Raw genomic sequence first — 24,418 nt, forward strand, 5'->3', positions numbered from 1 at the left:
TTACGGAACAACAATCAGCGGTCCACTGGCCGCCCCCGTTGCCCGCCACTGCGGCACATACATAGACTCGACCATCGGAACCGGCACCTGGTAGGTTCCTGGCGTCACGGCACGGGCCAGATAGACCAGCGTGACCGGCTGACCTTCGTTTACCGGCACGGCAGCCACAAAGCGGTCATCGCGGAATTCCATATGCTGAATATCCGCCTGCTGCATCTGGCTGAGCAGGTTCTGCACTTCGCTACCGCTGTCCTGCAGGCTGGCGCTGCTGCTTGCCAGGTTCTGGTTTTCCAGCTCCAGACCCGCAGGGAGGAGATCCACCACCAGCGCATCCGGTACGTTCTGGCTGGCTTTAACTTCCAGCCACACCAGCACCAGTTCGCCGCTCTTCAGGGAAGAGAGCGATTTACTGCTGCCATCGGTTGCCAGGATATGACGTTCAACCTGCAGCACGTTCGAGCTCGGCTGAGGGGCATAGTCAGGGTAACCGGTGCTGTCCAGACGCACCCACAGCGGTGTCGTTCCGGTATTGGTGACCTGCAGCGCGCCAAGCTGGTCGCCGTTCACGTTTTGCACCAGTGACTTATCGCCGCCTGATGCGGTCTCAGACAGAGAGGTTTTCGCCTGCCATGTACCGGACAAGGTTTGCAACGAACGTCCTGCCAGGAACAGCGCGTTGCTCTCCTGCGTTGACAGCCAGCGCTGGCTGAAGGCCTGTTCAGACAGGGCATTCAGCAGCGTATTTTGCGCATCCGGCAGTAGCTTGTACTCCTCGAGAAGAGAGAGCATCAGCGCGTTATCGCGAAGCTGGCTGCCATAATCGGCCATCCAGTTTTTGCTGTCGTTACGCGGCGTTTTAAGTGCCAGGTCCAGCGCCTGCTGGCTGCGCGGCGCATCGCCCATCAGTTTGAGCGCCATGCCCAGCTGCATCAGCGGCAGACCGGAAGCCACCTGACCGTGACGATCCCAGATTTCACGCAGCGCGCCCAGCGGCGCTTTTTGCTGACGTGCCAGCACCAGCGCGGCATAGGCCTGCACGGCGAACTTGCTGGCCTGAGTATCGTCGCTGTAGCGAATAGACATCATGCCCGGGTCCTGCAGATAGCGCAGCAGGCGGCTATTGGCGTTATTCACTGCATCGGCAGGCACGCTGTAACCCTGCTCGCCCGCACGGACCAGGAAGTCGGTCACGTAGGCCGTCAGCCAGTACTCTTCCGGACCGTTTTTATCCCACAGCGCGAAACCACCGTCTTCACGCTGCATCTGCAGCAGACGGGAGATGCCAATATCAATCGCTGCACGGCGCTTGTCATCGGTGTCGCCCTTGATGCCAAGTGCAGTAAGCTGCGCCGCGTTGGTGTAGAGCGACGGGAACAGTCCGCTGGTGGTTTGCTCCAGGCATCCGTACGGGTAGGCCTGCAGTTCACGAATATAGCGCGCCAGGTTGAGCGGTGGTTTGCCGCTCAGCAACAGTTGCCCCTGCAGGGTGGCAGGAGAGAAACCGTTGCTATGCTGCGCCGGTGCGGTCCAGGACTCACCGGGGTTCAGCATGGCACCGGTATTCACCGTCTGCGCCGGGAACGCCGGACGCACGCCGATTTTCCAGCTCTTTTGCTGCGGTGCGAAAGTCTCGCCCGGAAGCTGCAGGCCGGTCATCTGCGCGGTCACTTCACCGTCACCATAACCGTCCAGTGCGCGCACGGGAATAAACAGCGTGCTGCGCGCCCCTGGCGGCAACTGAACCGGCTGCGGCTGCGCGCCTTCCAGCACCAGTTTGCCGGTAGAGGTCAGGGCAACGTTCAGCGTTTGCGGCTTGTCGGTCAGGTTGGTGATATCCAGCGTCAGCCTCGAGGTGTCTCCGCTTGCCAGGAAGCGTGGGGTATTCAGCTCGGTAATGACCGGCGCGGCCACAATAATCTTGCTTTCACTGCTGCCGAAATCGTCTTCCGTCCAGGCCTGCGCCATCAGACGCAGCTCGCCGTTGAAATCACCAATCGGCAGCGTAATTGTACCTTCCCCGTTGGCATCCAGCGTGACCGGCTGTGCCTGCTGGGCAATGATGGTGACGTGGTTCACCGGCGGTTTTCCGCCGCGCTTCAGCTCATCACCGTCACCACCAAAGCGCAGCGCGGCCAGACGGCCCTGCCCTTCAATGACCTGGCCGTAGATATCGTAAATATCCGCGCCGTAGCGCTTCTGACCAAAGAAAGCCTGCCACGGATCCGGCGTGACGTAATCGGTAATGTTCAGCACGCCGCTGTCCACCGCCGAGACCAGAACGTTCACCTTCTGCGGCACGGCCCCCTCTTTCACGCTGGCTTTCACCTTCACCGAGAGCGTCTGGTTTGGACGCATCTTCTGCGGGTTATCAAGCGCAATATTCAGGCGGCGATTTTCGTCGCCCATCGGCAGATGCAGCAGGCCAACCGCGCGTTTCGGCGTGGCGGATTTGGATTTATCCCCAGGCCGTACCACCAGCGTACTCAGGTAGAGATCGTGACGTTTCCAGGCCTTGTCGACCGGGATAGCGAGATCCAGCCCGTTTGCCGGTACGTCGATCTCCTTCCACCACAGCGGCCCTTCACTGGACTCGATCATCGCATAGCCCTTGCCTGCGGCTGGCGCGGCAATGTGCAGGTTGATGGTGTCACCCGGCTGATAGGCTGGCTTATCCAGCTTCAGCGTCACGCGGTCAGGGCGCGCAGCCCCGGTGCCGTCGCTGTTATCCTGCCAGCTATACCCTGCCCAGAAGCGCACGCTGCTGACCATCTCATCAGGTGCTTTCACTTCGAGACGATAAGAGCCCCACTCCACCGGGAAGGTGACTTTACCCGTCTCGTCGGCCTTGAGCGTCAGCTCCTGCTCGCCTTCAACCAGGTCTTTCTGATCGAACTGAGACTGCCAGCCTTCGCTCTCAGACCAGTTCCAGAAGTAGTCACGGCGCTCGCGGATCAGGCGAACCTGCAAACCGGACACCGCTTTTTTCGCGCCGCTGGCATCGGCGTAAACGATATCGAAGCTGGCGTTGCCGTTCTCGTCAACAATCGGCTGGTTGACGGTGGTATCGGTGCGGTAGTCGTAAACGGCTTTACTGGCGAACTGAGGGCGAATACCCGGCAGCTCAGCCGCCGGCCAGATGGCCTGCTCAGCACGACGCGTTACCGGGCGGCCGCCGGACTCCAGCAGGCTGGCCTGCAGAATCAGCTGCAGCGGAGAGTGCACCTCTTTCCACTGGCTTTCGGTAGAAACCTGTCCACGCCCCTGCTCATCCAGCGTAAGCTGCACCTCATCCAGGCTGCGGCTCAGGTTCTCCTCGGCGATATCGCCAAACTGGAAGCCCGGCAGCGCTGCCACCGCGTCACGCAGCGGACGCAGGAAGAGCTGGCCCTGCAGAGAATTACCGTTGGCCGGAGCGCCATACAGGTAATAGCCCACCACGTTAAAGTCCACGTTATCCTGCGGTGAAACCGGCGTTTTTTGTCCGCTCAGGTTGAGCGCCATGCGCTCTGGCATGAAGTCTTCGACGTGGAAGTCCCACAGGCGCTGCAGGTTATCGCCGGTGTTGGCGCGGATATGCCACATACCGGTCTGCGCCCCGCTGTCCAGCGGATAGTTAAAGCGATAGAGACCGTTCTCTGGCTTGACGACAATCGTACGGGCGACCTGTCCATCCGGACGCAGCACGTCGAGCTTCACAGGCTGATCCGGAAGTGGCTTACCGTCACTGTCGCGCAGCAGGCCGTTGAGGATCACCGTTTCACCCGGGCGGTAGAGATCGCGTGGGCCAAACATGAAGAACTGCTTGCTATAGCCCGGGCTCCCTGCGATATCAAACTCCGCCAGATCAAGAGCCGGCAGCTTGAGATCGAGCAGCGTGGTCTGACCATCTTTACTGGCCAGGATCAGCACGGCCTCTTTGTCGGTCTCAAGCTTTGCGTGGCCATCGCCGTCGCTTTTCGCTTCGGCAAGCGTCTGCCCTTTATCGTTCAACAGGGTGACGGTGACGCCGGACTGCGCCGCACCGTTTTCCAGGCTCTGGGTGAAGATGTCCAGGCGATTATGATAACGGTGAGCGGACAAGCCGATATCGCTCAGGGTAAAGAGCGTCGCGGCGTTGCTGTAGTTGTAGTGCCCGGCCTGGTTCATGACCGCGATATAAACGCCAGACTGCTGGAGAGGTTTAATATCCTTCAGAGGCAGCAGCAATTTTTCGCGCGTATTCCGCGCCGGATTAAGATCGAATCGACCGGTGTAAACCAGCTCCGCCATCTTCAGCAGGTTATCGGACTCCCAGTTGGTCAGCGAGTTGCGGTACTCCCACTGGCTGACAAGTGAGGCCAGCGATTCAGGCTTCACGCGGTAAAAGTTGACGTCAACATTGTTGACGTTGAGCGCCATCACCGGCAGACCTTCCACCACCTTACCCGGCAGCAGTGAGCCGCGGCTGGCAAAACCAACGGTGGGTTCAACGTCCCGGGTGGTCAGGGCTTTCTCATAATCAATGCCGAACGTCGCCTTGTTCAACGCCTGCAGGCCCCGTTCAACGGTGACGACCAGGTTGCGGTTGGGCTCAAGATGGCGCAGGCGAAGCTCTTTCAGGTTAGGCGCCAGCTCCCACGCCCCGTCAACCTTGCCGCTTTTCTTATCCACGACGTGCACGGTTTTCGCGAAATCCTGATCGGGATTCAGCGGAACAGAAAAGGTCAGCACCAGCGTGGCGGCACCGTCGAGCTGAACTTCAGAGGCATCCAGCAGGGTCAGCGCTTTTCCCTGGCTCTGGGCGGCGAGCTTAGCCAGCGTTTCAGCATTTGGCTTTTCCGCGGCTTTCGGTGTGGATGCGGTGGATGCCGCGGGAGCCGCAGCCTGAGATTTATCGTCGCTGTTATCACAGCCGACAAGCGTAAACGTAGTAAGCAGCGCGAGAGAGAGCGCGGCTAAGCGAAACGGTTTCATCCTTTGTCCCTGGCCCATGGAGCCTGTTGGTCGTCGTCCGGATAAGTATTATCCGCAAGTTTCATTAATTCAAAAAGTCCAATTTTAGAATCTGGAAAGCGCCTCGCAGAATGGCAACACGCCGCTACGCCGTGATGGAACCGCGATCACAGCACATAACGTCACATGTAACCTTTTACGTCATTTGTTTTTAAAACAAGAAGATAGCTGGATAAGCGCGTCTGAAGACTGCTAGTTTTATGACCATGACGCACCCCGAGTGCGCGGTTCAATAAGAGAGAAAGCCATGAAACGAGCCGTGAACGCCCTACAAAATTTCGGAAAATCATTGTACGGACCGGTACTTATCTTACCGATCGTCGGTCTGTTTATCGCCTTTGGTAACGTGCTGGGTAACGGTAATCTCGCTGAATACCTGCCCTTTCTTGGCCATTCGCTGATTCAGCATCTTGGTCAGCTTATCGCGAAATCGGCCGTGTCGGTGCTGGTGAACCTGGCGCTGGTGTTTGCCGTTGGTATTCCGATTGGTCTGGCGACGCGCGATAAAGGCTATGCGGCGCTGATTGGGCTGGTCACCTTTGTCGTATTCATCAACGCCATGAACGTCACGCTGCAGCTGCAGGGCGCGCTGGCGCCAGCTGCTCAGATGAAAGCGGCCGGACAAACCATGGTGCTGGGCGTGCAGGTGCTGGAGATGGGCGTTTTTGCCGGGATCCTGACCGGTGCGCTCTCCGGCTATCTGTACAACAAATACTCCGGCGTACAGTTTAACGGCGCGATGGCGATTTACTCCGGCCACTGTTTTGTCGCCATTGTGATGCTTCAGGTCTCCATGCTGCTCGGCGTAGTGATGAGCGAACTGTGGCCGTTTGCCCAGCAAGGTATTAGCGCCCTGGCGCTGGCCATCAAAGGTTCCGGACCGTTTGGCGTGGCCATCTACGGCTTCCTGGAACGCATTCTGGTCCCCACTGGCCTGCACCATCTGGTCTATACCCCGTTCCTCTATACCGAACTCGGGGGCACGCAGGAAGTCTGCGGCACGGTGTATCAGGGCGCGCGCAATATCTACTTCGCTGAGATGGCCTGCCCGGACGTGAAGCAGCTCAGCAGCACCGTGGTGTGGGACGCCCGCGGCATCAGCAAGATGTTTGGCCTGCCCGCCGCGGCGCTGGCGATGTATATGACCGCCAGGCCAGAGCGTAAAGCGGCGGCGAAAGCGATTCTGATCCCGGCGGCGCTGACCTCGCTGCTGGTCGGCGTCACCGAGCCGATTGAATTCTCCTTCCTGTTCGTCGCCCCGCTGCTGTTCGTGGTGCATGCGGTGCTGACCGGCATCGGCATGATGCTGTTCTCCCTGCTGGGCGTTCACGCCATCGGTGCCAACGGGATTATCGACTTCATCCTCTACAACCTGCCGCTCGGCACGGAGAAGTCCAACTGGCCGATGTACATCGTTGTCGGGCTGATCATGTTCGCCCTCTACTTCGTGGTGTTCCGCTTCCTGATCCTGCGCTTCAACATGAAAACGCCGGGCCGTGAAGATGAGGACCAGGAGACGCGCCTCTACAGCAAGCAGGAGTACCAGGCGAAGGGCAATAACGACGGTCTGGGCGAGTCCATCGTGGTGGGGCTGGGCGGCCGGGAAAATATTGAAGTGGTGGACAACTGCTACACCCGCTTACGCGTCACGGTAAAGGACGTCGCCATTATCGACGAGCCGCGTCTGAAGGCGACCGGCGCGAAAGGGATTATCAAACAAGGTAACAACGTTCAGGTGGTCTACGGGCTGCATGTCAAAAAAATGCGAGAAGCCGTTGAGACGTTTCTCTGAAAGGAGCTAAAGATGTTTACACCCCCATTTATCCTGTCGATTGCCGGCGGCGGCAGCACCTACACGCCGGGTATTGTGAAAAGCCTGATGGTGCGCCTCCAGGATTTCCCGCTGGCCGAAATTCGCCTTTATGACATCGACGAGGCGCGTCAGAACACCATTGCGCCCGTCGTCGAGAAGGTCATTCGCGACCACAGCCAGAGTATCAAATTTACCGTCACCAGTGACCCGGAAGTGGCCTTCAGCGGCGCGCATTTTGTCTTCGCCCAGATGCGCGTCGGCCAGTATAAAATGCGCGAGCAGGATGAGAAGATCCCGCTGCGTCACGGCGTGGTCGGCCAGGAAACGTGCGGACCCGGGGGTCTGGCGTACGGACTGCGCACGATCCTGCCGATGGTGGAGCTTATCGATCTGGTGGATCGCTACGCGCACGAGAAGGCCTGGATCGTGAACTACTCCAACCCGGCGGCGATCGTCGCGGAGGGCGTACGCCGCCTGCGCCCGAACGCGCGGGTGCTGAACATCTGCGATATGCCGGTAGCCGCGATGCGCAATATGGGGGCGATTCTGGGCGTCGATCGCCACAAGCTCGAAGTGAACTACTTCGGCCTGAACCACTTCGGCTGGTTTACCCGCGTGCTGGTGGATGGCGAAGACAAGCTGCCCGAGCTGCGTAAACATATCGCGAAGTTTGGCCTGCTGACGGAAGATGCGGCCAAAACCGACCCGCAGCATTCCGATCCCTCCTGGGTGAAGACCTGGCGCAACATTAAGCCGATTATGGACAACTTCCCGGAGTATCTGCCGAACCCGTATCTGCAGTATTACCTGATGCCGAACCAGATTGTGGCGCACCAGAACCCGGACTATACCCGCGCCAATGAAGTGATGGACGGGCGCGAGAAAAAGCTGTTCGCCGCCGCCGAAGAGTATAAGCGCACCGGGATCCTGCCGGATGCCTTCCACGTGGGCGTGCACGGCGAGTTTATCGTCGATGTCGCCCGCTCGCTGGCCTTTAACCTGCGAAGCCGCCATCTGGTGATGGTGGAAAACCGCGGCGCGATTACCAACCTGCCTTACGATGCCGTGGTGGAAGTACCCGCTTATATCACCTCCGAAGGCCCGGAACCGATTCGCGTCGGTCAGGTGCCGCTGTTCCATCAGACCCTTTTGCAACAGCAGCTCGCCTCGGAACAGCTGCTGGTGGAGGCGACCATAGAAGGCAGCTATGAGAAAGCCCTGCAGGCGTTTACCCTCAACCGCACCGTGCCGACCATGGAACATGCAAAAGCAATTCTGGATGAGATGATCGAGGCCAACCGCGACTACTGGCCTGCGCTGCAAAAAGCCTGGCAGGACGGCGAAACGGTGAAAAAATAGGGGCTTGCTCGCGAGTTGAACGTGGTTTGCTTGTCGGTGTCAGAAAAAACACCGACAATCCTTTTTTACGGAAAAGAATGGAGGCAACCCATGTCCACCTCATATTTTGTCGCTGCCGACTGGCTGATTGAGCACGGTGACGATCCGGAAGTTCAGATTATCGACGCGCGTATGGCCCCTCCGGGACAAGAGCATCGTGACGTGCCCGGTGAATACCGTGCCGGGCATCTGCCGGGTGCGGTATTTTTTGATATTGAAGCCCTCTCCGATCACACCTCTCCCCTGCCGCACATGCTGCCGCGCCCGGAAGCATTTTCCGTGGCGATGCGCGAGCTGGGCATCAGCAAAGACAAACACCTCGTTGTCTATGATGAAGGTAACCTCTTCTCCGCACCGCGCGCGTGGTGGATGCTGAAGAACTTCGGCGTGGAAAAAGTGTCGATTCTGGCGGGCGGGCTGGCGGGCTGGAGGCGCGACGAGCTGCCGCTTCAGCAGGGTGACGTCACGCTGCCGGAAGGTGAATTCGACGCGACCTTTGACACCCACGTGGTAAAACGCCTGACCGACGTGCTGGTCGTGAGCCATGAAAAAACGGCGCAAATCGTCGATGCCCGTCCTGCTCCACGCTTCAATGCCCAAGCGGATGAACCGCGTCCGGGGCTGAAGCGTGGACATATTCCGGGCGCGCTGAACGTGCCGTGGGGCGACCTGGTGTTTGAGGGCGAGCTGAAAACCACCGACGAGCTGCGCGCCATTTTTGACCGTGCTGGCGTGGATTTACATCGTCCGATTATTGCCAGCTGCGGCTCCGGCGTCACGGCCTGCGTGGTGATCCTGGCGCTCGCCACGCTCGGCGTGAACGACGTCACGCTCTACGACGGCGCCTGGAGCGAATGGGGTGCGCGAGACGATCTGCCTGTCGAACCCGCGAAATAATAATGGATAACCGCCTGGCCACGCTGTTAACGCGCGGAGCGTCATTGACCCGCGCGGAGTATCGCGTCCTCGCCCACCTCACGGAGCATCCGCTGCTGGTGGGCAACATCACGGTGCGAGAGCTTGCTCAGGCGACGTTTGTTTCTACCGCCACCATCATGCGGCTGTGCCAGAAGCTGGGGTTCAGCGGCTTTAGCGAGTTTATCTGGCACTGCAAGCAGCTGCTCTCCGACACGCCGCATATTGCCGTTCAGGGGCAATCGCGTCCTGAGCTCCCGGCGCTGTTTAATCAGTTTATCGCCAACTATCAGCACACCTTTCAGTGGGTCACGCAGGAGAAGCGACAGCAGTTTGCCGACCTGCTGCGCCAGAAAGAGAGCTTCTTTCTCTACGGCGCCGGGTTTTCCTATCTCTTTGCGGAGTACCTGACCAAGAAGCTGCAGGTGTTGGGCAAAACGGCGTTTATCTCCGGTCCGGGGGACAGCAGGAATATTTTCCTCAGCAACGCCGCGCGCTATCAGGTGTTTATTGCCGTCTCGCGCAGCGGCGAAACGGAGCAGGTGCTGGATAAAGCGCGGATTGCCAAAAACGTCGGCATGACCATCGTCGCGTTTACCCGCGCCTCGGCCAACACGCTGGCGGGGATGGCGGACGTGCATTTTGCGCTCTATGACGAAGCGGTACACTACGCCGCCGAAGCCGCAGGGGTGACGTCGTTTGAGTCGAATCTGGTGCTGCTGATGGATTTACTGCTGCTGGAAGCAACGGGGTGACATTCACCCCGCTGAAATCAGATGATGCGGTTGGTTTTGAGATCGCGCAGGAAGCCGCCCCAGCGACGCTCGTAGAACGGGGTGATGTGCTCGGTAATAAAGTGGCTGATACCCTTCTCACCGTTTTTCACCTGACAAATATCAATCGGCTCATCGCCCGGTAGCGTGTCGGTCGCCACGCTGCCCGCCGCCTGAACGATCTCGTCGAAATCGCCATCGGCTTCAATACCGATCAACAGCACCGGCTTTTCGTCCGCGCGCTCTTTGATGGAGCAGAGAAACGCGCGCCTGACGGGCTTGAGCGTTTTGAACAACGTCGTCAGAGAATCAATCATCTGCGCGGGCGGCTCGGCCACTTCAGACAGCAGCAGCGTTTCGCCCCCTTCCAGCACTTCCTGCGTGCTGAGCGGGTTGCCCTCTTCGCCAATCAGGTGGCTGATTTCACGCGGCGTAAACTCTTTCCCGGTCGGCAACTTGGCGTTGAGGAACAGCGTCTGGCCGAGCGTCATTTCAAACAAGGTACGCACCGGCATCACCACGAACGCCTGTTCGTCTTCAACCGCTTCCTGCAGCGCTTCCAGCGAGGTGAAGAACGGGATCACCGACGTGCCGTCGTCTTTCTCCCAGTGCAGCAGATCCAGCGCGCTGTCTTCGACAACCTGCTCACCTTCCGCCGCGGTACCCGGCACCCAGACGGTGGACTCCAGCAGCGTGCGGAAAAATGCCGGACGGTGGGCGGGCTCGGTCGCCGCCTGCTCCAGCAGGGTCTCTAATTCGTTTTTGGTATCTGACATAGTTTGGCTACTTCAAAAAATGCCGGGTGGCGCTTCGCTTACCCGGCCTACAAAACCGTAGGCCCGTGCAAGCGCAGCGCCGCCGGGCAATATGATGAATCCGAAGGCGCGCGTAAGCGTAGCGCCACCCGGCAAAAAAGATTACTCAGCCGTCAGCAGGTTCGCCACGGTACGCACGCCCAGACCGGTCGCGCCCGCGGACCACTGCTCAACCGCCGCTTTGCGGTACGTTGCGGAGCAGTCAATGTGCAGCCAGCCTTCATGGTAGTTCTCAACGAAGTGAGACAGGAAGCCTGCTGCGGTGCTTGCACCCGCCGGGTACGCCGCGCTGGCGGTGTTGTTCAGCTCGGCAAAGTTGGACGGCAGTTGGCTACGGTGGAACTCGGCCAGCGGCAGACGCCAGAACGGTTCGTTTTCCGCCGCGGCGCTGGCCAGCAGGCGTGCGGCCAGCTTGTCGTCGAAGCTGAACAGCGCGTGGTAGTCGTTACCCAGCGCGGTTTTCGCCGCACCGGTCAAGGTTGCCATGTCGATGATCAGCTCAGGCTTCTGGGCAGACGCGTCGATCAGGCCATCGGCCAGCACCAGACGGCCTTCGGCGTCGGTGTTCATCACCTCAACGTTTTTGCCGTTACGGTAGCGAATGATGTCGCCCAGCTTGAAGGCGTTACCGCTGACCATGTTGTCCGCGCAGCACAGGTACAGCTTCACGCGCTTTTTCAGACCGCGGGTGATGGCAAACGCCAGCGCACCGGTGATGGTGGCCGCGCCGCCCATGTCGGACTTCATGGAGTCCATGAACGCGCTCTGCTTCAGGCTGTAGCCGCCGGTGTCGAAGGTGATGCCTTTACCTACCAGGCAGGCAAAGACAGGGGCGTCTTTATCGCCGGTTGGGTTGTAGTCCAGCGCCAGCAGCACCGGTGGACGCTCAGAACCACGGCCCACGGTGTGGATACCCATGTAGTTCTGCTCGCGCAGGTCTTCACCCTTGGTGATGCGGTAGGACATCTTGTCGCCCGCCACGCCGCACAGCAGGTCAACGGCGCGCTGCGCCAACTGCTCAGGGCCTAACTCTTCCGCCGGAGCGTTAATGGTGTCGCGCACCCAGTCGATGATTTGCAGACGGCTTTCCAGCTCTTTCTGACCGGCTTCGTCGAGGTTCGCCCACTCAATTTTGCGGGTGCCTTTCGGCCCTTTGTAACCCGCCCAGAACGCCCAGCTGCGGTCGGTGTCCCAGCCTTCGCCTTCCAGCGAGACATGCTTGATGCCCAGACCGTCAATTTTACGCGCGGCGCGCTGGATCAGGCCCAAATCATCGTTGCCCGTCAGGTGCAGGGTAATACCGTCGTTGTTGATGCTGTAGCTGGCTTTCTCGCCCCAGCGCGCGTCGGCGGGCTGCGTAGAGAGCGTAATCTTCATCGCTTCGGTCATTTTATTTTTCCTTATTAGCAACTAGCAAACGGGCCGCCTGAAGGCAGCCCGTTTTGTTATTTATTCTGCTTCATCTAACCAGACTAACAGAATCGCCTCCAGAATTTTTTCATTGGATGCGTTTGGATCGTCGTCGAAATCCTCTAAATCGCAGATCCACTGGTGCATGTCGGTGAATCGTACGGTCTTCGGATCAAGATCCGGGTTCGCGTCGTAGAGCGCTTCGCCGATTTCACGGCTGTCTGTCCACTTCAGTCCCATATCAATGCTCGCGTGCGTGGTTGATGGTGTAACGCGGGAATTCAACGACCAGATCTTCATCGGTCACCGCAGCCTGGCAGCTTAAGCGGCTGTCTGGCTCCAGACCCCATGCTTTATCCAGCATGTCGTCTTCGTCTTCGGTGCTCTCGGCGAGAGAGTCAAAACCTTCACGCACGATGCAGTGGCAGGTGGTGCAGGCACAGGATTTTTCACAGGCGTGTTCCACTTCGATACCTGCACGCAGGGCAACATCGAGAATGGTTTCACCGGTCTTCGCTTCCAGAACAGCGCCATCCGGACAGAGGTCCGCATGAGGCAAAATTACAATCTTTGGCATATTAAACCTCGTCCACGGACTGGCCTTTCAGCGCGACGCGGACAGATTTGTCCATGCGGCGAGCAGCAAAGTCCTGGGTTTGTTTATCAACGTTTTTAATGGCTTCTTCTATTGCGTCAGCGTCATTGCCTTCAGCGACCACGCTTAAGCGCGCGGCGGCTTCGTCAATCACCTGACGCTCAGCGGCGCTGAGCAGCGCGGCGTCGGCAGCGAGCGCGCCGGTCAGGCTCTCCAGCACGCGTGCGGCTTCAACTTTCTGTTCGGCCAGCATACGCGCCTTCACATCCTGCTCGGCGTAGCTCATTGAGTCCTGAATCATAGAGGCGATTTCGCCATCGGTCAGGCCGTAGGACGGCTTCACCTGGATGGACGATTCCACGCCGGTGGATTTTTCCATCGCCGTGACGCTCAGCAGGCCGTCCGCATCCACCTGGAAGGTGACGCGAATATGCGCCCCGCCCGCAGGCAGCGCCGGGATACCGCGCAGCGCAAAGCGCGCCAGAGAGCGGCAGTCCTGCACCAGCTCGCGTTCGCCCTGCATTACGTGGATGGACATCGCGGTCTGGCCGTCTTTGAAGGTGGTGAACTCCTGCGCGCGCGCCACCGGAATGGTGGTGTTACGCGGGATCACTTTCTCCACAAGGCCGCCCATAGTTTCTAACCCCAGCGACAGCGGGATGACGTCCAGCAGCAGCATTTCGCTGTCCGGCTTGTTGCCGACCAGAATATCGGCCTGGATTGCGGCGCCCACGGCAACCACTTTGTCCGGGTCGATGGAAGTCAGCGGCGTGCGGCCAAAGAATTCGCCCACGCGTTCGCGCACCTGCGGCACGCGGGTCGAACCGCCTACCATGACCACTTCCAGCACCTCGTTCGCCTCAACGCCCGCATCTTTCAATGCGCGACGGCAGGCCAGCAGGGTGCGTTTCACCAGCGGGGCAATCAGATCGCTGAACTGGTCGCGGGTGATGTCACCCTGCCAGCCCGCAACGTTTACGGTAACCGTCTGCGCATCGCTCAGGGCGATTTTGGCGTCAATAGCCGCATCCAGCAGCTCGCGCTGTACGCGCGCATCGCTGCGATCGCTGATGCCCGCCTGCTCGCGAATGTAGTCCGCCAGCAGATGGTCGAAGTCATCGCCACCCAGCGCGGAATCCCCGCCGGTCGCCAGCACTTCAAATACCCCGCGGCTTAAGCGCAGGATTGAGATATCAAAGGTACCGCCGCCGAGATCGTAAACCGCAATGACCCCTTCCTGACCGGAGTCGAGGCCGTAGGCAATCGCCGCCGCCGTCGGTTCGTTCAGCAGACGCAGCACGTGCAGGCCCGCCAGACGCGCGGCGTCTTTGGTGCCCTGACGCTGTGCATCGTCAAAATAGGCAGGAACGGTGATCACCACGCCGTCCAGATCGCCACCGAGCGTTGCCGTAGCGCGCTCCGCCAGCGCTTTGAGAATGTCAGCAGAAACACGAATCGGGTTCAGCAGACCGGCCGCGGTCGCGATCATCGGCAGGCCGTTTTCACTGGCCTGCAGCTGATACGGCAGATGCGGGTAGCGGGTCTGAATATCGGCCAGCGAGCGGCCCATCATGCGTTTGACGGAGCTGATGGTGTTGGCCGGATCGCGCGCGGCGTTGGCGCGGGCGTCATAGCCGACCGCGTGACCCTGCTGCTGGTAGTGGACCACGGAAGGCAGCAGATGGCGGCCCTGCTCGTCAGCCAGCGTTTCCGCCTGGCCGCTGCGCACGGTCGCCACGAGGGAATTGGTGGTGCCCAGGTCAATACCCACCGCCAGACGACGCTGGTGCGGTGCGGCACTTAAGCCAGGCTCACTAATTTGTAATAAGGCCATAATTGCTTCCGAAATTAAAAATCGAGCAGCTTTTCTTCGAGTTGTTCAGCACTGCTTCGCAGTTTATCGAGAAAACGGAGTTTGCGCACAGTGTCTGCCGCCACGTCCCAGGTCTCGTTGTTCAGTTGCTCCACCATCTGCTGATGGCGGGTATCGAACATGCCCTTCACGCGCGTGATAAAGCTTTCCAGACGCGCTTCGTCTTTGGCCTGTTCAATCTCATCGAGCTCTTCGCGAAGCTCCAGCTGTTCCATCAGAAACGCGGTGTCGCGCACGGTATGCTGTTCGCTCGCCAGATCGAAACCGTGGAGCGAGAGCAGATACTCAGCGCGCGCCAGCGGATGGCGCAGCGTCTGCCAGGCCTGGTTGATGGTCGCAGAGTGCGATACCGCAGCCAGCTGTTCTGCCTGAGTACCGCTCGCGAATTTGTCCGGATGGTACTGACGCTGAAGATCCTGAAAGCGGATCGTCAGCGCCTGGAGATCAATCGGGTATTGAGCGGGAAGTCCGAAGAGAGTGAAGTAATCCATAACAATCTCAGGGGTAGCCTGTTATAACAAACCCCACGCGCAGCGGGTACGCCACGGTGGGGTTTCGGATGACGCGCGGTTAAACGTGGAAGCTTTCGCCGCAACCACACTCGTCTTTGACGTTCGGGTTCGTGAATTTAAACCCTTCGTTCAGGCCTTCTTTAACGAAGTCCAGCTGAGTGCCGTTGAGGAATTGCAGGCTTTTGCCATCGACCACCACCTTCACGCCCTTGTCTTCAAACACGGTGTCGTCAGACGCCGGTTCATCAACAAACTCCAGTACGTAAGCCATACCAGAACAGCCGGAGGTACGTACGCCCAGTCGCAGGCCAAAGCCTTTACCACGGTTCGCCAGAAAAGAGCTTACTCGCGCGGCAGCGCTGTCGCTAAGGGTAATCGACATACTCAAACCTCAATTATTTTGCTTCACGTTTGCTTTTGTAATCCGCAATGGCGGCTTTGATCGCGTCTTCTGCCAGAATTGAGCAGTGAATTTTCACCGGTGGCAGTTCGAGTTCTTCAGCAATATCCGTGTTCTTGATTGCCTGTGCTTCGTCCAGAGACTTGCCCTTCACCCATTCGGTGACCAGGGAGCTGGAGGCGATAGCAGAACCGCAGCCGTAGGTCTTGAAGCGCGCGTCTTCAATGATACCTTCATTGTTGACTTTAATCTGCAACTTCATCACGTCGCCACACGCCGGCGCACCGACCATGCCGCTACCAACAGATTCATCGCTGTTGTCAAAAGAGCCAACGTTGCGTGGGTTTTCGTAATGATCGATGACTTTTTCGCTGTATGCCATGATTGAATTCTCCTTATGTACCGATTAGTGATGTGACCATTCAATGCTGTTCAGATCCACGCCCTGCTTGAACATTTCCCACAGTGGAGAAAGGTCGCGCAGACGGCCAATGGAGTTGCGAACCAGCTTGATGGTGTAGTCAATCTCTTCTTCGGTAGTGAAACGACCTAAAGAGAAACGGATAGAGCTGTGTGCCAGCTCGTCAGTCATACCCAGCGCGCGCAGCACGTAGGATGGCTCAAGGCTTGCAGAAGTACAGGCAGAACCGGAAGAAACGGCCAGGTCTTTCAGCGCCATAATCAGCGATTCGCCTTCAACATAGTTGAAGCTGACGTTGAGGATGTTCGGAGCGCCCTGCTCGAGATCGCCGTTCAGATACACTTCTTCCATATCTTTCACGCCGTCCCACAGACGGTTACGCAGCGTGCGCAGGCGTGCCATCTCGGTTTCCATCTCTTCTTTTGCAATGCGGTAAGCTTCGCCCATGCCCACGATCTGGTGAACAGGCAGCGTACCGGAACGCATGCCGCGCTCGTGACCGCCACCGTGCATCTGTGCTTCGATGCGGATACGTGGTTTACGACGAACGTACAGCGCGCCAATCCCTTTCGGGCCATAGATTTTGTGGCCGGAGAAGGACATCAGGTCCACTTTCAGCTGGCTCAGGTCGATAGGCAGTTTGCCCACGCTCTGGGTCGCGTCCACGTGGTAGATGATACCGCGCGCGCGGCACATTTCGCCGATGGTCGCGATGTCTTGTACCACGCCGATTTCGTTGTTGACGTGCATGATGGAGACCAGAATGGTGTCATCACGCATAGCCGCTTCGAGCTCTTTCAGATCGATGATGCCGTTGCTCTGTGGCACCAGATAGGTGACTTCATACCCTTCACGCTCCAGCTGGCGGCAGGTGTCCAGCACGGCTTTGTGTTCGGTTTTGCTGGTGATGATGTGCTTGCCTTTTTTCTGATAAAAGTTGGCTGCACCTTTGATCGCCAGGTTGTCGGATTCAGTCGCACCAGAGGTGAAAACAATCTCACGCGGGTCGGCACCCACCAGGTCAGCAATCTGATTACGGGCGATATCAACCGCCTCTTCAGCATGCCAGCCAAAACGGTGTGAACGGGAAGCTGGGTTACCAAAGTTTCCGTCCAGGGTCAGACACTGCATCATTTTCTCGGCAACACGCGGGTCCACCGGCGTGGTTGCGGAGTAATCGAGATAAATCGGTAATTTCATTGCTCTTTAAACTCCGTACATCGCTTCAATGCAAGGAATCAGGCAACCGGCTGGATGTACGACCGAGTACACGGGGCGAGTCTTCGCCCCGGCCTGATTCTGAAATACTTATCGTTTTATTACGCGCGCAGTTTGACGTCGATAGCGTCCTGCGCGCGGGTGCTGCGTTGGGAATCCTGACTGTGCTGACGACCAGAGACATCCAGAACTTCCTGGTTATTGACCAGTTCACCCAGGGTGATGTTGTTCAGGAAGCCGGTGAGACGGTCGCTCAGATCGCGCCACAGCGCGTGGGTCAGGCACTTATCGCCGCCCTGGCAGCCGCCTTTACCCTGGCAACGGGTCGCGTCAACGGATTCGTCAACTGCGCTAATCACTTCACCAACTGCAATACTGCCCGCGTCTTTACCCAGCAGATAACCGCCGCCTGGGCCACGAACGCTGGAAACCAGTCCATTTTTACGCAGTCTGGAGAACAGCTGTTCCAGATAAGAGAGGGAGATCCCTTGTCGTTCAGAAATATCAGCCAACGGAACCGGGCCCGCTTCGGAGTTGAGCGCAACGTCCAGCATCGCGGTCACGGCATAACGCCCTTTAGATGTCAGTCTCATGTCTTACTTAACCTCAAACTCGCCCCTGCCCGGGGTTTTTTATAGTAAAATGGGGTATTGCATAGCAGGGCCAAGTCTGACATTCCTGACTAAAATGGTCAACTATTTACTTGACTGTTTTAGTCAGGTATTTAACCTTCTGTGCCTTCATAATACAGGTGCGGCCTGATGCCCTCACCCCGCCCCTCTCCCACCGGGAGAGGGAGAAAACAAACCGGTACTACTCTTTATTCTTCTGCTCAATCGACGCCAGGATCCCGCGCAGGATGTTCAGTTCCTGGCTTTCCGGACGCGCGCGGGTAAACATGCGGCGCAGCTTGTTCATTACCTGCCCCGGGTGGCCTTCGCGGATAAAGCCGGTTGAGAGCAGCGTCTGCTCCAGGTGACCGTAGAAGCGCTCAAGGTCGTCCACCAGCGGGTAGGCCGTCTCTTCTTTAGGCTCGATCTCTTTCTCCTGCGTCGCCAGCCACGCCATACGGACTTCGTAAGCGATAACCTGCACCGCCATCGCCAGGTTCAGCGAGCTGTACTCCGGGTTTGCCGCAATCGCGACGTGATAATGACACTTCTGCAGCTCGTCGTTGGTCAGGCCAACGCGCTCGCGGCCAAACACCAGCGCAACCGGCGCCTGTTCTGCCTCCGAGACACTTTTCAGGCCGCATTCACGCGGATCGAGCATTGGCCACGGCAGCGTGCGCGAACGCGCGCTGGTACCCACAACGAGGCTGCAGCCGGCCAGCGCTTCGTCAAGGGTGTCGACGATCTGGGCATTGCCGATCACGTCGCTGGCCCCGGCCGCCAGCGCGATAGCCTGTGAGTCGGGTTTCACCAGCGGGTTAACCAGCCACAGGTTCGTTAAGCCCATGGTTTTCATAGCGCGGGCAACGGAGCCCATGTTGCCGGTGTGCGATGTTTCGACCAGCACGATTCGAATGTTTTGCAGCATAATTTTTAATGTCTGAATTCAGCGTCTGAAGAATATTCGGGCATATTATCATAAACGGGAGACATAATCCGATCCCGCTGCTATACTCTGCGCCGATTTTCCTGTTCTTTAACATCCAGTGAGAGAGACCGATGCATCCGATGCTGACCATCGCCGTGCGCGCAGCGCGCAAGGCGGGTAATGTAATTGCCAAACACTACGAAACGCCAGACTCCGTAGAAACCAGCCAGAAAGGCAGCAATGATTTCGTGACGAACGTCGATAAAGCCGCAGAAGCGATTATTATCGAAACGATCCGCAAATCTTACCCACAGCACACCATCATCACCGAAGAAAGCGGTGAACATGAAGGTACCGATCAGGATGTTCAATGGGTTATCGATCCACTGGATGGCACCACCAACTTCGTCAAACGCCTGCCACACTTCTCTGTGTCTATCGCAGTACGCATTAAAGGCCGTACTGAAGTCGCCGTTGTGTACGATCCAATGCGTAACGAACTGTTCACCGCGACCCGCGGTCAGGGCGCACAGCTGAACGGCTACCGTCTGCGCTGCAGCAACGCACGCGATCTGGACGGCACCATCCTGGCGACCGGTTTCCCGTTCAAGGCAAAACAGCACGCGACCACCTATATGAATATCCTGGGCAAACTGTTCACCGAATGCGCGGACTTCCGTCGCACCGGTTCTGCTGCGCTGGATCTGGCCTATGTTGCCACCGGCCGCGTTGACGGTTACTTCGAACTCTCACTGAAGCCATGGGATTTTGCAGCGGGCGAGCTGATCGCACGTGAAGCAGGCGCCATTGTTTGCGACTTCACCGGCGGCCATAACTATCTGTCTACCGGCAACATCGTTGCGGGTAACCCACGCGTTGTTAAAGCCATGCTGGCAAACATGCGTGATGAACTGAGCGATGCGCTGAAGCGTTAATCCCGGTAATTCCCTCTCCCTGTGGGAGAGGGAATTGAAACTAAAAAGGCCGCAATCCCCTTCCCACCGGCACCGCACTCATCCACATCGTTACCGCCGCTACCAGCAGAATCACCCCGCCCGCCAGCGCAAGCGTTGTCCATCCTACCTGTCGCCACAGCACCGGCGTTTTATTGCCGCTGAGTTTGACCGCCAGCTGACGGAAGCTGTGTACCAGCAGCGCTAAAGACGAAATGGTGAGAGAGGTTCCTGACGCCATCGCCAGCGCGGACAGCATGCCCCAGCCGAACACGCCTATCACCTTACTGAACAGCAGCACCATGATGGCACCCGAACACGGGCGCATGCCCATAGAGAGAACAATCACCAGCCGCGCGCGCCAGTCGTCGCCGTTCTGTAATTGTTCCTGTGTTGGCAAATGCTGATGCCCGCAGCCGCAGTTTTCATCATGAACGTGGTGCGGCGTAAAGGTTTTGAATTTCGGCTTTTGCAGCAGCACGCGCAGCTTTTTCAGCGCCCGCCAGCAGAGGATCAGCCCCAGCAAACCCACCAGCGCGTAGCTCCCTTTTTCAAGCCAGAAGCTGCTCAAGTGCAGCTGGCGCGCGGGAAGCTGTAACAGCGAAAGCACGACCACCACGAGCGCAATCGCCACGCCGCCCTGAAGCAGCGAGGAGGCCAGCGTCAGGCCGATACTCGATTTCAACTTTGACGGATGGGTGGCGAGCCAGGTCGTGATGACGATTTTGCCGTGCCCCGGCCCCAGGGCGTGCAGAACGCCATAGACAAAACTGAACGCCAGCAGGGAACCACCCGCTTTTGTCGGGTTCTCCGCCACCGCCTTCAGCAGACCGCTCATCTGCTGGTTGACCTCACGCTGCCAGATAATGCTTTTCATCATGACCTGCGGCCAGGCCTGCCACAGCCACAGCGCACCGCCAGCTGCTAACAGTAAAAAGAGCGCCAGCGGCCAGAGGTGCAGCCAGCGGCGCGGTTTCCGAACCGGAGAGGAGATCACTGACATTGTAACGTCACCTCCTGCGCAAACTGTTTACCCAATTCCATATCCTCGGGCGGTGCATCTTCTTTATCAAGCGAGACCGCAAAGTTCAGCGTCTCTTCGCTGGGTTTCGGGGTGTGCACGCCAATTTTGCAGCTTTTTTGCAGCGCGTCCGGCAGCCGTACGTCGCTGTCTTTGTCATAGCGCATGTCAACATAGTAGGTAGGGTCAAAGGTGGAAAAGCGGTACGTTTGCCCCGCCAGCGGCTGCGGATGCGCCAGCGGAAGCACGAACGTCAGCACCGCCTGGTGCCCTTCACGCGTCATCCCGTATTCCGTGGGTCGGTTCAGAAATTTGACCTTTTGCCCGTTGTGCCAGAATTCAGTGAAGTAGTGCTGGCCGAGCACGTTGGCCATTACTTCCGCCGCCAGCTTTTTCCAGATTTCATCGCCGGGCTTCGCATTTCCCGCATCGTAGAGCAGATCGGCCGAGGTGATTTCATCCATCGTCCAGCGCATTTTCAGGCCGCTCAATTGCGTGCCGTCGGTGACCAGCTCGGTTTTGAGGTCGATAAAGCTGTGAGGGTGTGCGCTGGCGGTTAAGCTGATAACCGCCAAAAATAACGCCATCGCACATTGTTTAACTGTTTGCATCAATTCCTCACGTCAAAAATTCTGTGATGTTCCCCAGCAATCCTGAGTGAAAGGCCTGCCGGCGCGCTTTTCAGCGCTCATCCTTTAGCTATTCTTATCAAACATTCACACTGGATACCCGACAGATGATGACGACGCTTGAAATTCCATCTGTGCTTTCCAGTTCGCAGCGCCGCTGCCAGGTGCTTTTGATGCTTTACCTGCCCGATGCTGCCGTCACCGCACAGAGCATAATCGCTGCCAACGGCGTGGATGACGCGATGGCACGGCAAGATATAGCCGAGACGCGCGATGAAATCCAGCGCTATCACCGGCTGGATATCGTTACGCACCACGACGGCTGCTACCGGATTGAAGGCACAGCCCTGAATCAGCGTTTATGCCTGCTGCACTGGCTGCGCCGGGCGCTGCGGCTTTGCCCGCAATTCGTCTCGCACCAGTTTACCCCCGCATTAAAAACCGCGCTTAAACAACACGGCATTGCGCGTCCGCTTTACGACGATGCGAACCTGCGGGCGCTGATCGGCTTCTGCTCACGCAAGCTCCAGCGCCAGTTTGAATGCCGCGACGTCCAGTTTTTACAGCTTTATCTGCAATACTGCCTTATTCAGCACCAGCTCGGGAATACGCCGCAGTTTTCCCACGTTCAGCGCAGCTGGACCCAGTCGAGAGGGGAGTATTTTACGGCCCAGGAGATCGTGCGCCACTGGAGACGGCGCGTCCCGCAGGGTGCCCACGGGGATGAACAGCTGTTTCTGGCACTGCTGTTTATGATGCTCCGCACGCCCGATCCGGTGCTTGATAAGCACCAGCAGGATCAGCGTCTACGTCGGGCCATCGTGCGCATGGTGGCCCGCTTTCGTTCCCAGACCGGGATGAACTTCAGCGATGAACAAGGGCTGACCGATCAGCTGTATATCCATCTGGCTCAGGCGCTGGACCGTTCGCTGTTTGAGATCGGCATCGACAATAACCTGCCGGAGGAGATCCACCGCCTTTATCCCCGACTGTTACGCACCACGAAAGAGGCGCTGTTTGAGCTGGAAGCGGAATTTGGGCTACGTTTTTCCGATGAAGAGATGAGCCTCGTGGCGGTGATTTTTGGTGCCTGGCTGATGCAGGAGACTGACCTGCATGAAAAACAGGTGATCCTGCTGACGGGAGACGATAAAGCCAGCGAGGAGCGGATTGAACAGCAGCTTCGCGAGCTGACGCTGCTGCCGCTCAACATTCGCTACCTGACGCTGCAGGCCTTTCAGAAAGAGGGGGCGCCGCGCGAAGCCGCGCTGGTTATCACCCCCTACCCTACGGCCCTGCCGCTGTTCTCGCCGCCATTGATTCATGCCGTTGAGACATTGAACGCGCAGCAGCAAGAACATATTCGCGCCATGCTGGAATCATAGCGACGCGCGGGGAGCCACCTTAGGGCGAACAACGATGGCGGGCAAGGCGACCAGCGCCATCACCCAGAAGACGCCGTGTCCCAGATGCTGATAGAGGAACCCCGCAAACACCGTCATGATCGCGATACTGCCCCCCATCGCCACTGCCGAATAGACGGCCTGCAGACGAATCACATCCCCGCCCTCGCGCGCTGCGATATAGCGCATCGCCGCCAGATGGCACACGGTAAAGGTGCCGCAGTGAAGAATTTGCGCCACAATCAGCCACGGTAGATCGGTCGTCCAGCCCATAATCCCCCAGCGCGCCACCCCACACACGGCGGAAAGCAGCAGCAGGTCACGCGCGCCAAAGCGACGGAACAGTTTTTTGCTCAGGGCAAAGATAATGACTTCGGCCACCACGCCCAGCGACCATAGATAGCCCACAGCGGAAGCGGAATACCCTGCCCCCTGCCAGTAGATGGCGCTGAAGCCATAATACGCCGCATGCGCCCCCTGAAGGAGGCACACGCACGCCAGAAAACGCCAGCTCTGTGCGACCAGGCTCCGCCATGCGGGCCAGCCGGCGCTCTCCTGATGGCGGCTTTCCCCTTGTGGCATCACCGACGGTCGCAGCAGCATGCCCAGCAGCATCGAGGCAATACCGATGCTCAGCAGGGCAAGAATGGCGCGATAATCGTAAAGGCTGACCAGTTTGCCCACCAGCGCCGAGCCAATCACAAAGGCGATAGAGCCCCACAGGCGCACGCGACCATAGTCCATGGTGATCTGCTTTTGCCAGGTGTTCGCCAGGGCATCCGTCAGCGGCACCAGCGGTGAGAAGAACAGGTTAAAGCCGACCATCACCACCATCAGCCAGGCAAACTGGTGGCTGACCCAGAAGCAGGCCACAAAGACCAGGGTCAGCAGAGCAAGAATGCGCACGGCCTTGATCAGTAAGGAGGGATCGCTGACGCGCGGGGCAATCAGCAGGCTGCCGAGGAAACGCGCCACCAGCCCGGCCCCCAGCAGGACGCCGATGGTCTCGGGCGTCAGGCCGATACCCTTGAGCCAGACGCTCCAGAAGGGCAGAAAAATACCGTAGCTAAAGAAATAGGTGAAATAACTGAGCGCCAGCCAGCGCGTGGAATGCAAGACCATGAATCCCTCCCGAAATCGAGGCCATAGTCTGGCGAGAATATAAAAATTAAGCAAGTAGATAGCCTGCTATAAATTAACGAAAAATTAACATCTTGTGCAGTCGCCTGGCTTATGGCAGGGAATGGAAATATGTATTACGTTTAAATTACTCCACTTGCAGAGGTTTTCTGCCATGAACTCACTACGTTATCTCGATTTCGGCCAGTCACGTCACCTGATGCTGTTGATCGGCCGCATCGCACTTGTCGTGCTGTTTATTATCTTTGGTTATCCAAAACTGACGGGATTTAGCGGCACCGTACAATACATGACCTCGCTGGGGACGCCGATGCCCATGCTGGCGGCCATTATTGCGGTGGTGATGGAAGTGCCTGCCGCTATCCTGATCGTACTGGGCTTTTTCACCCGTCCTCTCGCGGTACTGTTTGTGTTCTACACCCTCGGAACGGCGGTGATTGGGCATCACTACTGGGATATGACCGGTGATGCGGTCGTACCGAATATGATTAACTTCTACAAGAATATCAGTATTGCTGGCGCCTTTATTTTGCTGGCGATTGTTGGTCCCGGCGCGATTTCCCTTGACCGGCGTTAAGCCATAAAAAAAGGCCGCAAG

22 protein-coding genes are annotated in these 24,418 nt (G+C 58.2%); 7 read left to right on the forward strand and 15 right to left on the reverse strand.

Going from position 1 to position 24,418, the window contains the following annotated elements; genetic code table 11:
- Nucleotides 1–4,953 carry an alpha-2-macroglobulin family protein gene (locus BM007_RS18035; protein ID WP_090420198.1) on the reverse strand — a complete coding sequence of 1,651 codons (4,953 nt, stop codon included), beginning with the start codon at nucleotides 4,951–4,953 and terminating at the stop codon, nucleotides 1–3.
- Between the two features lie 286 nt (nucleotides 4,954–5,239).
- On the opposite strand from BM007_RS18035, the gene BM007_RS18040 reads away from it, so the two are divergent.
- The 4 genes from BM007_RS18040 (at nucleotide 5,240) to BM007_RS18055 (ending at nucleotide 9,873) form a co-directional block, all read left to right on the forward strand.
- Nucleotides 5,240–6,784, forward strand: a complete 1,545-nt coding sequence (locus BM007_RS18040; protein WP_090420201.1) for a PTS transporter subunit EIIC — start codon at nucleotides 5,240–5,242, stop codon at nucleotides 6,782–6,784.
- Nucleotides 6,785–6,796: 12 nt separating this feature from the next.
- Nucleotides 6,797–8,164, forward strand: coding sequence for a 6-phospho-alpha-glucosidase (locus BM007_RS18045; RefSeq protein ID WP_090420204.1), 1,368 nt, complete (start codon nucleotides 6,797–6,799; stop codon nucleotides 8,162–8,164).
- A 90-nt stretch (nucleotides 8,165–8,254) separates the two neighbouring features.
- On the forward strand, nucleotides 8,255–9,100 hold the full coding sequence (gene sseA, locus BM007_RS18050; protein WP_061714629.1) for a 3-mercaptopyruvate sulfurtransferase: 846 nt from the start codon (nucleotides 8,255–8,257) through the stop codon (nucleotides 9,098–9,100).
- A 2-nt stretch (nucleotides 9,101–9,102) separates the two neighbouring features.
- Entirely contained in the window at nucleotides 9,103–9,873 is a 771-nt protein-coding gene (locus tag BM007_RS18055) for a MurR/RpiR family transcriptional regulator (protein ID WP_061714628.1), read from the forward strand.
- 17 nt (nucleotides 9,874–9,890) lie between these two features.
- On the opposite strand, the gene sseB is transcribed toward BM007_RS18055, so the two are convergent.
- The 11 genes from sseB to trmJ form a co-directional block, all read right to left on the reverse strand.
- The gene (sseB, locus tag BM007_RS18060) at nucleotides 9,891–10,667 is read right to left on the reverse strand and encodes an enhanced serine sensitivity protein SseB (protein ID WP_032648693.1); all 777 of its coding nucleotides are present in this window, start codon (nucleotides 10,665–10,667) and stop codon (nucleotides 9,891–9,893) included.
- 141 nt (nucleotides 10,668–10,808) lie between these two features.
- On the reverse strand, nucleotides 10,809–12,095 hold the full coding sequence (gene pepB / locus BM007_RS18065; protein ID WP_024908644.1) for an aminopeptidase PepB: 1,287 nt from the start codon (nucleotides 12,093–12,095) through the stop codon (nucleotides 10,809–10,811).
- 60 nt (nucleotides 12,096–12,155) lie between these two features.
- Nucleotides 12,156–12,356: a Fe-S cluster assembly protein IscX gene (iscX, locus tag BM007_RS18070; RefSeq protein WP_003860650.1), complete on the reverse strand. Its 201-nt coding sequence runs from the start codon at nucleotides 12,354–12,356 to the stop codon at nucleotides 12,156–12,158.
- Between the two features lies 1 nt (nucleotide 12,357).
- Nucleotides 12,358–12,693, reverse strand: a complete 336-nt coding sequence (fdx, locus tag BM007_RS18075; RefSeq protein ID WP_003860652.1) for an ISC system 2Fe-2S type ferredoxin — start codon at nucleotides 12,691–12,693, stop codon at nucleotides 12,358–12,360.
- 1 nt (nucleotide 12,694) lies between these two features.
- Nucleotides 12,695–14,545: a Fe-S protein assembly chaperone HscA gene (gene hscA, locus BM007_RS18080; RefSeq protein WP_090420207.1), complete on the reverse strand. Its 1,851-nt coding sequence runs from the start codon at nucleotides 14,543–14,545 to the stop codon at nucleotides 12,695–12,697.
- A 14-nt stretch (nucleotides 14,546–14,559) separates the two neighbouring features.
- Nucleotides 14,560–15,075: a co-chaperone HscB gene (gene hscB / locus BM007_RS18085; RefSeq protein WP_024908642.1), complete on the reverse strand. Its 516-nt coding sequence runs from the start codon at nucleotides 15,073–15,075 to the stop codon at nucleotides 14,560–14,562.
- A gap of 79 nt (nucleotides 15,076–15,154) precedes the next feature.
- Nucleotides 15,155–15,478 carry an iron-sulfur cluster assembly protein IscA gene (gene iscA, locus BM007_RS18090; RefSeq protein ID WP_003860659.1) on the reverse strand — a complete coding sequence of 108 codons (324 nt, stop codon included), beginning with the start codon at nucleotides 15,476–15,478 and terminating at the stop codon, nucleotides 15,155–15,157.
- A gap of 13 nt (nucleotides 15,479–15,491) precedes the next feature.
- Nucleotides 15,492–15,878, reverse strand: a complete 387-nt coding sequence (gene iscU / locus BM007_RS18095; RefSeq protein WP_003860661.1) for a Fe-S cluster assembly scaffold IscU — start codon at nucleotides 15,876–15,878, stop codon at nucleotides 15,492–15,494.
- Between the two features lie 24 nt (nucleotides 15,879–15,902).
- A complete protein-coding gene (gene iscS, locus BM007_RS18100) occupies nucleotides 15,903–17,117 on the reverse strand; it encodes a cysteine desulfurase (protein WP_090420210.1) in 1,215 nt (404 codons plus the stop codon).
- Between the two features lie 119 nt (nucleotides 17,118–17,236).
- The gene (gene iscR, locus BM007_RS18105; RefSeq protein ID WP_024908641.1) at nucleotides 17,237–17,728 is read right to left on the reverse strand and encodes a Fe-S cluster assembly transcriptional regulator IscR; all 492 of its coding nucleotides are present in this window, start codon (nucleotides 17,726–17,728) and stop codon (nucleotides 17,237–17,239) included.
- A 220-nt stretch (nucleotides 17,729–17,948) separates the two neighbouring features.
- Entirely contained in the window at nucleotides 17,949–18,674 is a 726-nt protein-coding gene (gene trmJ / locus BM007_RS18110; protein WP_090420213.1) for a tRNA (cytosine(32)/uridine(32)-2'-O)-methyltransferase TrmJ, read from the reverse strand.
- A gap of 131 nt (nucleotides 18,675–18,805) precedes the next feature.
- Here trmJ and suhB point away from each other — a divergent pair, with 131 nt between their 5' ends.
- Nucleotides 18,806–19,609, forward strand: coding sequence for an inositol-1-monophosphatase (gene suhB, locus BM007_RS18115; protein WP_024908639.1), 804 nt, complete (start codon nucleotides 18,806–18,808; stop codon nucleotides 19,607–19,609).
- Nucleotides 19,610–19,649: 40 nt separating this feature from the next.
- Here suhB and BM007_RS18120 read toward each other — a convergent pair whose 3' ends face one another.
- Both BM007_RS18120 and BM007_RS18125 read right to left on the reverse strand, forming a co-directional pair.
- Entirely contained in the window at nucleotides 19,650–20,630 is a 981-nt protein-coding gene (locus tag BM007_RS18120; protein WP_061714627.1) for a nickel/cobalt transporter, read from the reverse strand.
- Nucleotides 20,621–21,259 carry a DUF1007 family protein gene (locus tag BM007_RS18125; RefSeq protein ID WP_024908637.1) on the reverse strand — a complete coding sequence of 213 codons (639 nt, stop codon included), beginning with the start codon at nucleotides 21,257–21,259 and terminating at the stop codon, nucleotides 20,621–20,623. Before BM007_RS18125 ends, BM007_RS18120 begins: the two co-directional genes overlap by 10 nt.
- A gap of 125 nt (nucleotides 21,260–21,384) precedes the next feature.
- Here BM007_RS18125 and csiE point away from each other — a divergent pair, with 125 nt between their 5' ends.
- Nucleotides 21,385–22,662 (forward strand): stationary phase inducible protein CsiE, encoded by a 1,278-nt coding sequence (gene csiE / locus BM007_RS18130; protein WP_024908636.1) that lies wholly within the window; start codon nucleotides 21,385–21,387, stop codon nucleotides 22,660–22,662.
- Here the strand turns inward: csiE and BM007_RS18135 are convergent.
- Nucleotides 22,657–23,802, reverse strand: a complete 1,146-nt coding sequence (locus BM007_RS18135) for a 3-phenylpropionate MFS transporter (RefSeq protein ID WP_024908635.1) — start codon at nucleotides 23,800–23,802, stop codon at nucleotides 22,657–22,659. The genes csiE and BM007_RS18135 overlap by 6 nt on opposite strands.
- A gap of 172 nt (nucleotides 23,803–23,974) precedes the next feature.
- On the opposite strand from BM007_RS18135, the gene BM007_RS18140 reads away from it, so the two are divergent.
- On the forward strand, nucleotides 23,975–24,397 hold the full coding sequence (locus BM007_RS18140) for a DoxX family protein (RefSeq protein WP_090420216.1): 423 nt from the start codon (nucleotides 23,975–23,977) through the stop codon (nucleotides 24,395–24,397).
- Nucleotides 24,398–24,418 lie beyond the last annotated feature (21 nt).

The sequence above is a fragment of the Enterobacter sp. NFIX59 genome (genome assembly GCF_900113755.1).
Classification (GTDB): Bacteria; Pseudomonadota; Gammaproteobacteria; order Enterobacterales; family Enterobacteriaceae; genus Enterobacter; species Enterobacter pseudoroggenkampii.